The following is a 15,630-nucleotide window of genomic DNA, read 5'->3' as shown; positions in this document are numbered from 1 at the left end:
TTTACAAATAAAAAGTGATGAAAAAGCTTGTACCTTCACCAGGTGTACTGGATACATCGATAGTACCGTTTCCTTTTTTCACAATTCCATCAATTAAGTATAACCCTATACCGTGATTTTTTTGAGCTTTTGTTGTAAAACCATTTTGAAAAATTTGCTCCAGTTTATCATTTGGAATACCTGCCCCATTATCCTCCACTAAAATGGATAAGGTATGTTCATCTTGATCGATACTTATTAAAACATGCTTTTCTTCTCGTTCTACATTTAATAGTGCATCAAATGCATTTTCAATTAGATTGCCTAGAAGGATTACAAAATCATTGAATGCTAGTGTTTCGGGTAAATAGGACAGCTGGCTATTCATATCAATTTCAACTTCAATGCCTAGTTCTTTACCGTGATTAATTTTACTTAATAATAGGCCGGAAATATTCTGATTTTTAATCCGTTCATCTAAGAAGTTCGTAATATCATCTTGTTGTTCTTTAACTTTTACAATATAAGCTAGTGCTTGATCGTAATGTCCAAGCTGTAATAGGCCTGCTATAGTATGCATTTTGTTTTTGTGTTCATGATTTTGAATACGAAGTGCTTGTACAAATTCTTGAACCCCTGTTAATTCTTCTGCAAGCTTATTCACTTCTGTACGATCTTGGAAAATAGCAATGGCCCCGACCGTTTCATTATTCACTTCAATTGGCACGCGATTACTCATAATACTGTGCTGATTAATGAAGAGCTCTTTGTTATAAACAGGTTCGTTATAGTCTAGAATTTCGGGTAAACGTGTATCAGGTAAAATATGATAGATTTTCTTGCCGATAAAGTCATCACCCTCTACACCTAGAATTTGACGAGCCTTCTTGTTGAAAATGGTTACTGTGTTTTCTTTATCAATCGCAATAATACCCTCATGCATTGCATTAAATGTTTCTGTCCGTTCCACATAAAGACGTGCAATTTCATGAGGCTCTAAGCCAAACATCTGCTTCTTCATATGACGGCCTAATACCCATGCCCCCCATGCTCCAAAAAAAAGACTCAGCATTGTCGCTATAATAATTTCATTTTGAATGCTTTTAATAATCTCGAATACAGTTGGTAAGCTATAACCAACGATTACAACTCCTACTTGTTTGTGCTCTTCGCTCATAACAGGAACGAATGCACGCACTACACTACCAATTTCACCTTTTGCTTTGGAAATATAATAATGTTCAACAAAAGCTGCATTTTCATCAACGGTATTAGATGTTTGCCCTATCATGCTTTTGACAGGATGGGATAACCTTCTATGCTCCATATCTAGAACGACAATATAATCCGCTTTATTTATGACACGGATACCTTCTACGGTTTGATTGATAGTAGCAGACTTCTTCTCAAAGGATCTATTTGAAGCAAGCTGCTCCCTTATTTCCGGTAGCTTTCCGACCGTTCTAGCTATTAACATTGCTTCAGTACCTAGCTCTTTTTCTTTAGTTTTCATTATGTTACCAAGTACGAAAATACCTGCAACTAATAATGAAAAAACGATGAGGAAAAAGGTGAGCGACATTATTTTGCTATTCATCGATATTTGCTTTGTTTTCATGGCGCCCCCTAGAATGTTTTATAGAATGCCTTCATTGTAACATTAGAAACTATGTTAGAATGTAAAGAAAAAAGTCTAAATGTTATGGAGTACATAAATGCGTTTATATATTACTACAGCTTTCATCACTTTAATAGTACTTATTGGTATCATCGGCTATCAACAACAATTCGGATTAGACTCCTCATTACCAATCGATGAAGAACAAGGTGGTTTAAATGACCAAATCGTTATCAATTTTAGTCATATTGTGGCGGAAAATACACCTAAGGGTCAAACTGCTATAAAATTCGCTGAATTATTAGAGCAAAAAACAGATGGTCGTATCCGCGTTGTGATCTATCCAAACGGTTTGCTCTATAATGATAATAATGAATTGGAAGCATTGGAAAATGGAGAAGTAGAAATGATTGCTCCATCCTTTTCAAAAATGACAAAAACGTTGCCTACATGGTCAGTGCTTGATTTACCTTATTTATTTCATACAGAAGATGATGTGAAGCGAGTTTTAACAGGGCCTTTCGGAGAGCAGTTACTGAATCAACTAGGACGCTATAATATTAAAGGATTGGCTTTTTGGAATAATGGTTTTAAGCAAATACTAACATCTGGCAAACCGATACTTACCTCTGAAGATTTTAAGGGACTTAAGGTGCGTGCCATGCCAAGTAAGGTTTTACAACAACAGTTTACTATATTTCAAGCAACCCCCGTTGCAACATCGTTTGATGAATTATATACAGAGCTTGAAAAAAAAGAATTGAATGCACAAGAAAACACTATTTCCAACATTTACTCTAAGGGCTTTTATAAACTCCAAAAGAACTTAACGATTACAAATCACGGTGTACTTGGATACGCTGTTATGATGAATGAGGATTTTTATAATAGTTTGTCAACCGATTTGCAGGAAAAAGTAGTAGAGGCTATTAATGAGGCTACTTCTTGGAATTTTGAACATTCAAAGCACATGAATGATAAGGATTTGGAGAGTTTACAACAATTATCCGATGTTCAGATCAGAACTTTATCATATGATGAACAACAAAAATGGCAAAAGCTCTTCAAACCAATTTACGAAAACTATCGTAAACAAGTAAGTAAAACATTTTTACAGGAAATTGAAAAAGAAATTAACAATAAATAACAACAATTACACAACTGTACTAGTACAAAAGGATTTTTTAAAATTGTGTATTAAGTTTTTTTAAGTCTTGGATTACTCCAAGGCTTTTTCTTATCCCTTGATATGACTGCATTTTGGAGCGAATCTAAATTTTAACACAATTCGAGACCAATATGATCAAAAAGAGTTTTAAAACCATAACATTAAAAACATTTACAACAGCGTTATGATGGAATCGTTGTAAGCGATACCAAATAAAATTACAAAGAAGGCCAGTCATATGAAAATTAACTTTAAAAACTTAACAGTTCAAGTCATCTGTGCAATCATTCTTGGTATTATAGTAGGCGCATTGTTCCCTACTTTCGGGTCACAATTAAAAGTGCTTGCTGATATTTTCATTAAGCTAATCAAAATGTTAATTGCTCCAATTATCTTCCTTACAGTCGTAATTGGCATTGGAGGTATGGGAAACCTGAAAAAGGTTGGTTCAATTGGTGGAAAAGCTTTAATCTATTTTGAAATCGTATCTTCTATTGCTCTAGCAATAGGATTAATCGTAGTACATATTATCCAACCAGGGAAAGGTTTAGATACTTCTTCTGCAACTGCAGGTGATGTAGCACAATTTACAAAACAAGCTGCTGAATCTGAACATGGCATTACAAGTTTTATCATGGGTATAATTCCGGAGAATTTCTTTGGTTCTCTTGCAGCTGGAGAATTACTTCCTGTATTATTCTGTGCTGTGTTGTTTGGTGTTGCTACAGCTTCAATCGGTGCCCCTGCAAAACCGATTGTTAAATTATTCGAACAAGTAGCAGATATCTTCTTTAAAATTATTAGTATGATTATGAAATTGTCCCCAATTGGCGCATTTGGTGCCATGGCTTATACAATCGGTAACTTTGGTCTTGAATCATTGTGGTCATTAGGTAAACTGATGTTATCAGTCTATATTACGATGTTCTTGTTCGTCATTATCGTATTAGGCTCCATAGCAAAATATTACGGCTTTAATATTTTCAAATTTATAAATTATATTAAAGATGAACTGTTTATTGTACTTGGAACTTCTTCATCTGAATCAGCCTTACCGCTTATTATGCGTAAGTTAGAGAACTTCGGTTGTTCTAAGCAAGTAGTCGGTTTAGTTGTACCGACTGGCTATTCTTTTAACCTTGATGGTACGTCTATATACTTATCAATGGCTGCGATGTTCATCGCTCAAGCGTATGACGTGCCACTATCTTTCTGGCAACAAATCACTTTGCTTGGTATATTAATGCTGACATCTAAAGGGGCCGCTGGTGTTACAGGGTCTGGATTCATAACTTTAGCCGCAACCTTAGCTGCCTTTCCTATGATTCCTGTCGAAGGGATTGCCCTTTTAATCGGCGTAGACAGATTTATGAGTGAAGCACGTGCGATTACGAATATTATCGGTAACTCTGTTGCAACAGTAGTTGTTGCGAAAATGGAAAATGAATTCGATCCAACAAACGGTTATAAAAAGGAATTGGATTCTGAAAATACTGCACATTAACTAGTATACAAATGTCCTATATAGCACTCGATCTGCTAGACAAGACTTTCGTATATAGCCACTTGGGTTTATCTCAGGTGGCTTTTTTGTACGGAGAAATAATTCACTGTACTAGTACATAAAGATTTTTATTATCTGTACTATAAAAATAAAATAATAGCCTTCGATTAAAATATAACCTGTAAACCCTTGCCATATATACATTTGGAAGATTTTTTAATAGTCGAAAAATAAAAAGACCAAAACGACCGAAAAGAACATTATCACCAAAATATATGAAAACGTTTTCTTTACATTTATGATAATAGCAATGAAAGCGATATCAAAACACATTATAGAAAGAAGGTACACATTTGAAAATCAATTTTAAAAACCTAACTGTACAAGTAATTATCGCCATTCTACTTGGTGTTGTCGTAGGAGCAGTGTTCCCCGAATTTGGCGCTAAGTTAAAAGTTTTAGCAGATATTTTCATCAAAATGATTAAAATGTTAATTGCACCAATTATCTTCCTTACGGTTGTCATCGGCATAGGGAATATGGGTGATTTGAAAAAGGTTGGTAAAATCGGAGGGAAAGCACTACTTTACTTCGAGGTAGTATCAACGATCGCATTAGCTATTGGATTGCTAGTCGTTCACCTTGTACAACCTGGTAAAGGTTTAGATACTTCTGCAGCAAATGGCAGCGATGTATCAGCATATACAACTGCAGCTGCTGAAAGTGAAGGCTTAATTGGTTTTATCATGAGTATCATTCCGGATAACTTCTTCGGCTCTCTAGCAGCTGGACAATTACTACCAGTTCTATTCTGTGCTATTTTGTTTGGTGTCGCTTCTGCTTCACTTGGAGAGGCTTCAAAACCAGTTATTAAATTATTTGAACAAACATCAGAAATTTTCTTTAAAATTATCGGTATGGTGATGAAGCTCTCTCCTATCGGTGCATTCGGTGCAATGGCTTATACTATTGGAAACTTCGGTGTTAAATCACTATTTAATTTAGGTCTGCTTATGGTATCTGTTTATATTACAATGTTCTTATTCATCGTTCTCATCTTAGGTGCGATTGCAAAATACTTTGGTTTTAATATTTTCAAATTTATCGCCTATATTAAAGATGAAATTTTCCTAGTAATAGGTACTTCATCTTCTGAATCAGCACTACCGTCAATGATGAAGAAACTTGAAAACTACGGATGTTCGAAGCAAGTAGTTGGATTAGTTGTACCAACTGGCTATTCCTTTAACCTTGATGGTACGTCCATTTACTTATCAATGGCTGCTATGTTTATCGCACAAGCTTATGACGTTCCTCTATCAATCTGGCAACAAGTGATGTTACTAGGGGTATTAATGTTAACGTCTAAAGGAGCTGCAGGTGTAACAGGCTCAGGCTTTATCACTCTAGCTGCAACTTTAGCTGCCTTCCCGATGATTCCAGTAGAAGGTATTGCATTATTAATCGGAGTTGACCGCTTCATGTCTGAAGCTCGTGCTGTAACAAACTTAATCGGTAACGGTGTTGCAACTGTTATCGTAGCAAAATCAGAAAATGAATTCGATCCAACTGGCGCTCAAAATAAAGTAAGTACAGAGACATCCGTACAAAATGTTCCTGTACTATCAAAATTGAATACTCAATAAACAAAAAATGTACATTACTATAACTCTTAGTAATGTACATTTTTAATTTACAATACTTCTGCTAAGTGTACTGTAAACTTTAAATTTGATTCACATTTTATTTATAAAAGTTCACGCGCCAATAAGCTATATACTTCTAAACGCTTCTCTTGCGAATTTGGAATACTACAGATCATCGCTTCATCAAAACCATACTTAGCTTGTTCTTCTTCCAAAAAGGTTGCGATTTCTTTTACAGAACCGACCTGATGACGTCTTCGATTATCTTGAATTTGCATTTTCTCCATTTCAGTCAACTGATAATTTTGTGCTTCTTCTGGCGTCATCATTGGTATAATCTGACCACGCATAAAGAATAAACTAAACAGATCATAGGGACCAGCTTCAAATTCAGCTTCTTCACGAGTTTCAGCAGTTGTCACCATATAACAAACATTTATTTCGGATTTTTCCATATAGACAGATGGTTTAAAACTTTTTCTATAAGTGTCGAAAATTTCTTTCGACATTTTGCCGTTAAAAAATTGTGCAAAGGAATAACCTACACCTAAAGAGCCAGCTTTTAAGGCGCTATTACCACTAGAGCCTAAAAGCCATGCCTCGGGTAATACGATACTTGATGGTGCTGCAATTGTTTGCTTATACAAATCTTCTGTAGGTACTTCATCATTAATTAATTGAAGGGTCGTTTCAAATTCCTCGTACATATTGTGATACATCGGCTGACGCCCTTCAGATAAGGCTAATATCGAAAGTTGATCGCCTCCCGGTGCGCGCCCTGCCCCAAAATCAATACGTCCAGGTGTTAGTGCACTAAGTGTTTTAAATACTTCAGCCATTTTTAGCGGTGAGTAATGCATCATCATAGTCCCACCTGTACCGACTCTAAGATTCTTAGTTCGCGAAGCAATATGGCTAACGATAATTTCAGGTGCTGCACTGACAAAAGTCCTTGAGCTATGATGCTCAGCCATCCACATACGATGATATCCTAGTTCATCTGCAAGGACTGCCAGTTCTACCGCCTTTGTAACGGCGTCTCTCTCTTCATTTCCCCCAGTAACAGGTGCTTGGTCTAATACGCTTAATTTCATAGTGAGAACTCCCTTTTATTCGTTGGATTCAATTTTTCTTTCAGAACGTAATTTTTGAGGAGTTACATCGTTTCCTAGTGGATCCATTACCTTCAAACCTGAGAAAGTTTCAAGTACTTGTCCACGAATTTCACGTAAGTAATCTTCTCTTAATACTTGTTGCTCTACCTTTTCAGTAGCTGTCAATTCACTCTCACGTTGCTTTTTAGCCAATTCATTAATACGCTTTAAACTTGGTATCATTTTTTTCATCTCTTTTCTCTTTTTTTAAAATCCGACTGACTATATTTTTAATTAAATACATAGTGCTCTAATTTCGATAAAACGTTAGAATTTCATTGAAACAATATAAGCCATTGAAACTGAGATTCTACTTAATAGCCGGGAACTTTGGAACAACAAATTCCCCTAGCTCCTGAATGACTTCCTCAGCAGGACGCTGACTATATTTCATTCCAAACATAATGTGATTAACACCTGCTGCCTCGTATGCAGAAAGGTAATCTATGATAAAATTCCGCCCTGCTCGGAAGCCACCTGCAATTGGTTTTGGTGCTTCATTGGGATTAGCAGACAAATCAATCGTGATTGGCTGGATAAATGGCTTAAACGTGTCATTAGCAAGCCGCCATTTTTGAATTAGCGTGCGCTGACTTGTTACATCTTGTGCATAGAAGAGCCAGCCATCTGTATTTTTTGCTAGCCATTCTAACGTCTGTCCTGAATAACCTGTCCCAAATACAGGAATATCCTGTAAAGCAGGCTTTGGTACTACATCTCCATGTGTCAATGCAACGTGGTCAGTTTGAATTTGTGGAAATGTCTCGTTCCATACGGTCTTCATAACGGAAATACTCTCTTGATAAAGGGCTGATCGATTCTCTGACTCTATTTTAAAGGCTGGAAACTCAATTGGGCGATCACCTGTCGCCGTCCCAAACAAGAAACGTTGATTTGACAATTGATCTAATGTTGCAGTTGATTTTGCTAAATGCAGTGGATTTCGCAAAGGTGTCACAATACTTGCCGTTCCAAGTGCAATAGTTTTTGTATTCGCTGCGACATATGTTAAGAACATTAGAGGATCATATAGGAAGCCGACGTCACCAAAGTTTGGATCATAAATCGGGGCGTCTCTCACAAATAGTGCGGCAAATCCATAATCTTCTGCTAGTTTGGCTAGCTTTATTTGATCATCGATATCCATTTGAGGAGTGCTTCCTGTATATGCCTCTAAAGGAAATGCTAAACCGAGTGTTAATCGGTTTTCCTTAAAAGAATGCGAAAATCCTTGATGTGACTGAAAATGATTCATACTTAATTCCTCCAAAAAGGGTGTCTAGGTCTTATAAAACCATCTTTTCTTTTACCCATTGTTGTAACATCTCAACTTCTTTTGCAAAACGTTCTTGTTGTAATTCTTCTGATAACTTCGCAATGGTTTTGTTCTTCAAAACTGACTGCCATGCAGTTTCAGCTTCATCCATGATTTCAGTAATCAAACGACAACTATCATTCTTCTTTAAATTCAATACATCATCAAGTACATCACTTGGTGCAAAATGCGATTGCTGACCCTCGATCGCAAGGTATATATCGTAGATTCGAATGTCTTCTGGCCTTTTATTTAAACGAAAGCCACCCTTTACACCAGGAACGGACATGATTAAATCAGCGCAAACTAGTTTTCTTAGTAATTTCCGAAAATAAGTCACGGAAGTTCCTAACTGTTCACTAATGGCTTCTCCTGGTAGCACTGCTTTATCGGGCAGTAGATTGAGTATAAGAATAGCCGATATAGACTGTTCCACTCCTTTTTTCATTTGCATAATATCACCTCTTTTTTCTATTTTTCAATATACATGAATAGATTTATTTACTTAGGAAATTATCAATACAATCTAACTTGGATAATGTTTGTCGCAATTAGATAATAATAATTGAAGTCTTTAATAAAGTAAACTAATTGGCTCTAACCTTTAGGAATTTAATTCATCTTTCATAACTCCATACACTATATCCTATTTTCTGATAAGAGATAGTTCATCGATTTCTTTTCAATTAAAATGCGTTGTTAGGTGCTTTATGTATTGCTTCTATCCCTCTCTTCATGTATGCTAAAGGCAATTCAAAGAAGGAGTGATATCATTTGGCTATCTCAAAAGCAAAACGTCATAGACAGCATGTATTACGCAATTTAGGCAAGGATGTAACAACACAGCGTGGAGAAGTTGCTTTTAGCACACATACAAGAACTACTAAAACGAAAAAAGACAAATTACAAGTGCAATTCCATAAACACAAAAAGCATTTCCAGGGAGATCATTATTCCGATGGAGATGCTTTTTTAGTTGTTCCATTTTAATTTTTTTAAGTTAAGTTATTGGAGCTTTCGAATAAAGTCTGTTCAAAATGACATAAAACTTTCTAACTATGAATGTGTTTTTCATAATAAATTTCTAAGAATAACCCTTTAAAACACTTCAGGATTGACTCATATCAACCTCCAGCCGTTAAACTGTCTACCTTACTCTAAAAGTTTGAATATATCTTCTTCTAATATTGGGTTATTTAGTGAATAATAAGTACCATTGATGTCAATTTCATCATCTAAAAAGGTTACATTAAAATCTTTTTTTCCTGAATATAGAACAGCGCAATATATATATCCCTTTACTTTTTCATGATTTTTCATTTCTTTATATTCTCTTTCACTTAGAAGCTGATAAAACTGTTCTATATTTTCATCTTCAGTAGTACTATGTCTTTCCCCAGTTCGTCCATCAATAACTTCAATTTTAGATACCGATATATCACCAATTATTTCCATAAAACCTTTACTTTCTTTTGAACTTGTTTGAGAGCAACCACAAATCAATAATAAGCCAATAGATACAATAATATAGTTCTTCACTTTGATTCTCCTTGATTTATAATGTACGTACTTTGTTTAAATAGTCTAAATATGAATATCATATATAATTAGTAATCTATTTCAACTTAAAGTAATATAAAATTCTTCATACCCTACACCTATATCTACTTAGTAAGCATCTACAATTATTTTATAACATGTTATGTAAGCCTTTCTTTGAAACAGATTCCTCTTCTTCACCTCTTCATTGCTCTTGCTAATACTATATTTAACTCTTCTTTTACTAAACTTTCACTATAAACATTCATGTATCAACGGTTTACAACACTTCGTGATATAAATTATTGAATTTATAGTTATTATTAATAAATTGAATGTAAGCTTAGCTAAAACCACAAAATAATATATTATCATTGACAAAAAACTCTCTTATCGTGTAAAATTACACTAAATAAAGCGAGGTATTTTTGATAAAGGAAATTATTCAATTAGTAAATGAAAAATGCGAAATCAAGTTTTGGAGAGTGATTCAAATGAAGAGAAATAGAACCGTTACCTTTATAAATAGTTTAATAGTGAGTATGTTAATACTAAATTTATTTATTTTTACATCACGGATGCGCTTTTTACCTTGGTTTATTGAAGATGGTTGGGGATATGCAGGACTATTACTGACATCTATTGTTTTGTTAATCCTCTTTTTTAAATCTTATCAGCTTCACAAAAATGGAGAGATTACTACTTTACAGGAATTTATTCCGCTTGTTTCTGCAATATTTTCACTCTTCATTATGTTAATGCCCTTAAATGATTTTAATACTATATTTGCTCTTATAGTAAATGTAAGTATAATTTGTTTGACATTTCTCATAAAAAATCCAATTAAAAACTGAAAATATTAAAAAAAAGAGTTGTTCGATGATCATCGGATAACTCTTTTTTCTAATTTGTGTAAATGCATTTCAAGAACGCAAATTGACAGACATCATAAATCGCCCAGAATATATTAATGGCAATAAACAATTAGATTATGTCGCATGACGATTGGAACTGCTGCTGAAAATGAGTACAGTAGTACTGAAACAGGTATTCCTATTAAATATAAAAGAATAAATGAAATCATTTTCAATCACCACTTGAATTTATATACGCTAAAATCCAGTTTTAGACCAATCTGTAAGCGAACTCCAATTAACTTAGTTTTTTTATTCAACTAACCTGCCCCTTTAGATGAATAAAAAAAGAGCTGTCTGAACAGCTCCAAGATCTTCTACTAAAGCACTCGTTAGTTTAAGTGTAATGTTTTACAAACATTCATAAAGAATGGTTTCTGTTCTGTAATTTTGTTTCATCTATTCAAGATAAGAAAAAGAAGCTTTAATTGAATTCATATTTGTCTCTTTCAAGTTCGAATTTTTGATTAGTGTTTTTATAAGACATGAAGGGTTTATTTTAAAACAGCATCTGTCAATCGTATATCTGATTTATATTTTGCTTTGTTTGGTTGACCTTCGGCTCTAAGTATATCTAATGTATTTAAGTTTGCTACAACAGAGAAGAGCGTACCAAAATTATATTCTTTTAAATTTAAACAAACATGTCCCTTGGTTTCTGACATAATTGATTGTGCAATGGAAAGAGTCATTTTATTGACGTTTTCTTTAAGACGTATATCTAATGTTTCAAAACGTTCTTTTGATTTGCTCCAATTACAGCTTTCAGATAATGATGTACTTTCATGGTGATTGGTACAATGAATATAGTTATTGGTAGGAAGGCGTACTTGATAGTCATTAGGGGTAACTTCTACAACAGCCATACTCCCTAATGGATCTGCTAACAAGTAGTTATTAGCTACCGAACTTGGAAATCTTTTCAACACTTCTATTCCTTCTCCCACAGTACAACAATTTTCTAAAATATATTTAACAGCAAAATAAAAATTCAATCCTGGCTTAATTCCCACATGAGGAACTGATGTAATTCCTACAAATAAACCATGTTGATTTATACCATCAACTTTTCCAATAAAACAATCTGAATGACCTACATATTTATTTTTGCCTCCAAAACAAATTAGTGAGGACTCTGTAAAATTCTTCAGATTAAAGAGCATATCATAATTACGGCCAATAACCATTTCGCTTCCGTTAAAAGCTGAGAAAATACTACATTGACCGGCCAATTCAAATACTCCTATACTTAAAAGAAAAGAACTTACTTCTTCGAAAGAAGAATGACAACCTTCTGCAAATCCTTGTATTTCCTTCACAATACTAGGGTCAAATTCAGTAAGAATAGGTTTGCATTGCTCACCGAATTTCAACTTTTCTTCTGTTACTATCGGGAATCGAAATCCATTTTTATAAAGGATTTCTGCATAATGCTTACTTGCCTCGTAAGCATTACCTTTTAATCTCGGATGATACATAGTAATTTCCCTCCGTTATTTCTTTGTATATATAAAGAATAAACCCTCCAGTAGGTGGAGAGTTTACCCTATTTCTATATAAAACTGTTACTTAACTATCGTTCTTGATAACCTGTATACATATTTTGGTGATAAACTCTGAGGGATGTCTGTTTAAATCCGGTCGTATCTCTTTTATGTTAAAATCGGAAGGAACAAGTCCTTTTTCATAAATCTCTATCTCTTTCCCTACATGGGTTAGATTCTGTTCCATTATCCAATTTTTCAACATTTCATATCCTACTTCCAGCTCTGAATAAGGACCTTTAACAGTCAGACATGCATATTTCCCACTAGCTAAAATTCTACAACCGTCTATTTTGTTCGTAGCTTTTATTGGAAGAAGTAGTTCTACATCTGCCTCTTTTTGATTCAAATCTCGTTCGTGAAAGATAGCCATTAGTTTACCTGTAATCACGAGATTAAAAGCGTAAACTCGATCAAATAAATTTTTAACCAACCTATCAATAAATTTAACCTTTATTTTCTCACGAATCGTATAAACTAGTATTTCCTTTCGATTTTCAATAGAACAGTCGGATAAAAAAGGTCCTGGAATTATAGAAGCCTCTTTTTCGATTTGTATTTTTAACCTATTCATCTCTTCTATTTGTTTGGACATTTGTTTTTTTTGATCCACAAGTTCATCAATTTTATGTTCTAATATTCTTTTCCATTGTATCTGATCAGAGCTTTCAATAAATTCCTTAATCGTAGCTAAGGAGAATTGACAGCTTTTTAGAAGCATAATTTTTTTCATGTTTTGAATTTTGTCATAGTCATAATATCGATAGTTTGTTACAGAATCTATGTAAGAAGGTTTTAGTAATCCAATCTCGCTATAGTAGCGTAATGTTTTAACGGGAATATTACATATTTCAGAAAATTTACCTATAGAGTACATTATATTCTCCCTTTACAATTACAAAATATTTATTATAAATTAGTTCTAAACATCCTACTCAATTTTCTTTAGTCTGCGATAAAACGAAGCCTTTGTTAAACAGAATGAGAATGCAGCTAGATGTTTAAATCTCCTTATTCCACTAAAGCACTCGTTTGTTCAATAAGAACTTTTAGTATTTACTCAACTTTCGCACCCCGAAATGTCGAGGCATTGCTTGAAATAACTAGGTAAAGTGGCCAACCATTTAGTCATTTGACTTTTAAAAATGTCCATTTCTAAAACAACTTTATCTTCTGCTAAAGTTTGGAAAATATCAATAAGATTTATTTATCTATTAGTGATTTATCATTTAGTGGATAAAACCTAGATATTCTACAGCTTTCTAATTCTTCCAACTGCACATTATCCACAATTTCCTTCGCAACCAATCGACTAATAACAGGAGATAATGTGATTGCAGAATGCATAACTGCTAAATAAAGTCCCTTTATCTGATCATGAAAACCGACAATGGGGTAACCGTCTTTAGGCATAGGCCTCATTCCTACTTTGATACTTTCTAACTCTAAATGTTCCCCTTCTTCCAAATCGGAGCGAAGGGTTTCAAATGCTCTTTTTCCAATCGCCTCTGGTCCGTTTTCTCCATACTCATCCAAATAATCTTCAGCGGCAATAAGTGTATAATCGGATAGTTGTCTTGCCTCAAATCTTGAATTAGAAATTAAGGTGTGAATGAGCTTTTTTGGAGATTTCATACGAATAATAATTGATGGTGAAGACTCAATAGGAATATCAAGACCAAGAGGTTTACACAGCTCAGGTAACGCTGTACCAGTTGCTAATACAATTACATCTGATTCTATATAACCTTTTGAAGTATGTATGCCAACAACTTTGGTACCCTCTTTTTTTATTTGTGTCACTTTTGTATCGAATAATATATTTACCCCGTTTTCTTCCGCTATCTTTACCAAAAGATTCGTTAGGACATTAGGGTCTACCGCGCCTTCTTTATAAGCATAAAGAGCTTCCTCAGGATATTCTTTCAAATGAGGTTCTAACTCCGATATTTGCTGACGAGTTATTTTTTTCACATGAGATTTATTGATGCTTGTGAGATTTCCCCATGTAAGTGCACCGTTCCAATCTACCTTCAATTCTGGTATCTCTTTTTCCAATACATGATATTCTGCAAGTGACTCGTCATACAAATGTTGAAAGTTATTTGGAACACGACCTGATGGATTAATCCAAGCAAAAGATTTCTCTGTTACCCCATATCCTGCTTTTGAGTGACACTCAACTAAAGTGACATTCTGATTTTCCTTTGATAGATTATAAGCTATAGACGCACCAACAATCCCTGCACCAACAATTGTAATCTTTTGCTTTTTAGTCATAACTATTCCTCCCTCTATAAATGTTGATATATCAATGATTTGACCCGTAAAAAACCTTTGGTATAACTAGCCGTTTGCGATTTTAGATATGTATTTTTTGGAATATCTGTTTGTACATAAAGAAAGACACCTCTTTTTTTTCACATGTTTATAATCCGTATTTCAACATCCTTTCTAATATATACGTTTAGATATAAAGAGAGTTTCAAATATTACTATATATTCATAAAATATATAATATTTAATTTTTTCATTCTCTTCCTTTTTCTCAAACCAAATTTTCATTTACTTATCGAGCTTTTATAACTAAAATTGATTAGTGTTAATTAACTAGAAATAAACGGAGGAACAAAATGAAGGACAAGGATACTATAAAAGTAATAATATTGTTGCTTATACTTGTGTGTCTATATTTGTTTATGCTTGTTTTAGAATGTATTGTAGGTTCAACTTGGAACCTCTTATTATTCCTTGCAGTCATTCTCACAACAATATGGTGCTACTATAAAAAGAAAAGAAAAAAAACATATACCAAAGGAGTTATTTTACTAATTATTTTATTATTAATATTAATTTGGTCTATTGGCCCCTGTGTTTACGAAAAACATATAGCTGAACTAGAGAAGAGTGAATTAGAAGAAAAACAAAGAAAAATTGAAGCCGCAAATTATGTAAAAGAGATGGAAGAAGATATGAAGAAATCTCAAGAAGAGGCAAAGAAAGAATATGATAAAAGAAAAGTAGAAAAAGAAGAATCTAAAAAGGATGAAAAAGCCAAAACATCTTCTACTACAATTTACAATTTTAAAATAGATAAGGATTGTTCAGATTTTAGCAACGCTTCTGAAGCAACTAAATTTATGAACGAGTCAAAGGCAGCTGGCTTTGGAGACCATCGGTTGGATCGAAATAAAGACGGAATTGCTTGCAACTAAAAAAATAAACAAACAAAATCGAAGGTCATTACGT

15 protein-coding genes are annotated in these 15,630 nt (G+C 33.9%); 6 read left to right on the top strand and 9 right to left on the bottom strand.

Annotated features, from left to right (window positions below):
- Position 1: 1 nt before the first annotated feature.
- A complete protein-coding gene (locus tag MHH98_RS11045) occupies positions 2 to 1,597 on the bottom strand; it encodes an ATP-binding protein (protein ID WP_038181853.1) in 1,596 nt (531 codons plus the stop codon).
- Positions 1,598 to 1,694: 97 nt separating this feature from the next.
- On the opposite strand from MHH98_RS11045, the gene MHH98_RS11040 reads away from it, so the two are divergent.
- From MHH98_RS11040 to MHH98_RS11030, 3 genes are all read left to right on the top strand, one after another.
- Positions 1,695 to 2,744, top strand: a complete 1,050-nt coding sequence (locus MHH98_RS11040; RefSeq protein ID WP_038181855.1) for a DctP family TRAP transporter solute-binding subunit — start codon at positions 1,695 to 1,697, stop codon at positions 2,742 to 2,744.
- A gap of 259 nt (positions 2,745 to 3,003) precedes the next feature.
- Complete coding sequence (locus MHH98_RS11035) at positions 3,004 to 4,269, top strand: dicarboxylate/amino acid:cation symporter (protein ID WP_038181857.1); 1,266 nt, start codon at positions 3,004 to 3,006, stop codon at positions 4,267 to 4,269.
- 353 nt (positions 4,270 to 4,622) lie between these two features.
- Complete coding sequence (locus MHH98_RS11030) at positions 4,623 to 5,915, top strand: dicarboxylate/amino acid:cation symporter (protein ID WP_038181859.1); 1,293 nt, start codon at positions 4,623 to 4,625, stop codon at positions 5,913 to 5,915.
- 101 nt (positions 5,916 to 6,016) lie between these two features.
- Here MHH98_RS11030 and MHH98_RS11025 read toward each other — a convergent pair whose 3' ends face one another.
- From MHH98_RS11025 to MHH98_RS11010, 4 genes are all read right to left on the bottom strand, one after another.
- Entirely contained in the window at positions 6,017 to 7,009 is a 993-nt protein-coding gene (locus tag MHH98_RS11025) for an LLM class flavin-dependent oxidoreductase (RefSeq protein WP_340712828.1), read from the bottom strand.
- A gap of 15 nt (positions 7,010 to 7,024) precedes the next feature.
- Positions 7,025 to 7,252: a DUF896 domain-containing protein gene (locus MHH98_RS11020; protein WP_038183069.1), complete on the bottom strand. Its 228-nt coding sequence runs from the start codon at positions 7,250 to 7,252 to the stop codon at positions 7,025 to 7,027.
- 127 nt (positions 7,253 to 7,379) lie between these two features.
- Positions 7,380 to 8,324, bottom strand: coding sequence for an LLM class oxidoreductase (locus tag MHH98_RS11015; protein ID WP_038181865.1), 945 nt, complete (start codon positions 8,322 to 8,324; stop codon positions 7,380 to 7,382).
- 31 nt (positions 8,325 to 8,355) lie between these two features.
- Positions 8,356 to 8,838 carry an RrF2 family transcriptional regulator gene (locus tag MHH98_RS11010; protein WP_038181868.1) on the bottom strand — a complete coding sequence of 161 codons (483 nt, stop codon included), beginning with the start codon at positions 8,836 to 8,838 and terminating at the stop codon, positions 8,356 to 8,358.
- 320 nt (positions 8,839 to 9,158) lie between these two features.
- Between MHH98_RS11010 and MHH98_RS11005 the strand changes: the two genes are divergently transcribed.
- On the top strand, positions 9,159 to 9,374 hold the full coding sequence (locus MHH98_RS11005) for a hypothetical protein (RefSeq protein WP_038181871.1): 216 nt from the start codon (positions 9,159 to 9,161) through the stop codon (positions 9,372 to 9,374).
- Between the two features lie 162 nt (positions 9,375 to 9,536).
- Here the strand turns inward: MHH98_RS11005 and MHH98_RS11000 are convergent, their stop codons facing one another.
- Positions 9,537 to 9,923, bottom strand: a complete 387-nt coding sequence (locus MHH98_RS11000) for a hypothetical protein (protein WP_038181875.1) — start codon at positions 9,921 to 9,923, stop codon at positions 9,537 to 9,539.
- Positions 9,924 to 10,417: 494 nt separating this feature from the next.
- Here MHH98_RS11000 and MHH98_RS10995 point away from each other — a divergent pair, with 494 nt between their 5' ends.
- The gene (locus MHH98_RS10995) at positions 10,418 to 10,777 is read left to right on the top strand and encodes a hypothetical protein (protein WP_340712826.1); all 360 of its coding nucleotides are present in this window, start codon (positions 10,418 to 10,420) and stop codon (positions 10,775 to 10,777) included.
- A gap of 554 nt (positions 10,778 to 11,331) precedes the next feature.
- Here the strand turns inward: MHH98_RS10995 and MHH98_RS10990 are convergent.
- From MHH98_RS10990 to MHH98_RS10980, 3 genes are all read right to left on the bottom strand, one after another.
- Positions 11,332 to 12,315, bottom strand: a complete 984-nt coding sequence (locus MHH98_RS10990) for a C45 family autoproteolytic acyltransferase/hydolase (protein ID WP_076065025.1) — start codon at positions 12,313 to 12,315, stop codon at positions 11,332 to 11,334.
- Positions 12,316 to 12,406: 91 nt separating this feature from the next.
- Positions 12,407 to 13,258: a MerR family transcriptional regulator gene (locus MHH98_RS10985; RefSeq protein WP_076065024.1), complete on the bottom strand. Its 852-nt coding sequence runs from the start codon at positions 13,256 to 13,258 to the stop codon at positions 12,407 to 12,409.
- Between the two features lie 326 nt (positions 13,259 to 13,584).
- Entirely contained in the window at positions 13,585 to 14,661 is a 1,077-nt protein-coding gene (locus MHH98_RS10980; RefSeq protein ID WP_076065023.1) for an NAD(P)/FAD-dependent oxidoreductase, read from the bottom strand.
- 353 nt (positions 14,662 to 15,014) lie between these two features.
- Between MHH98_RS10980 and MHH98_RS10975 the strand changes: the two genes are divergently transcribed.
- On the top strand, positions 15,015 to 15,596 hold the full coding sequence (locus MHH98_RS10975) for an excalibur calcium-binding domain-containing protein (protein WP_340712824.1): 582 nt from the start codon (positions 15,015 to 15,017) through the stop codon (positions 15,594 to 15,596).
- Positions 15,597 to 15,630: the final 34 nt, after the last annotated feature.

This window comes from Viridibacillus sp. FSL H8-0110 (assembly GCF_038003565.1).
GTDB lineage: Bacteria > Bacillota > Bacilli > Bacillales_A > Planococcaceae > Viridibacillus > Viridibacillus arenosi.
Note: the sequence above shows the minus strand (reverse complement) of the source record. Positions and strands in the feature narration are given on the sequence as shown.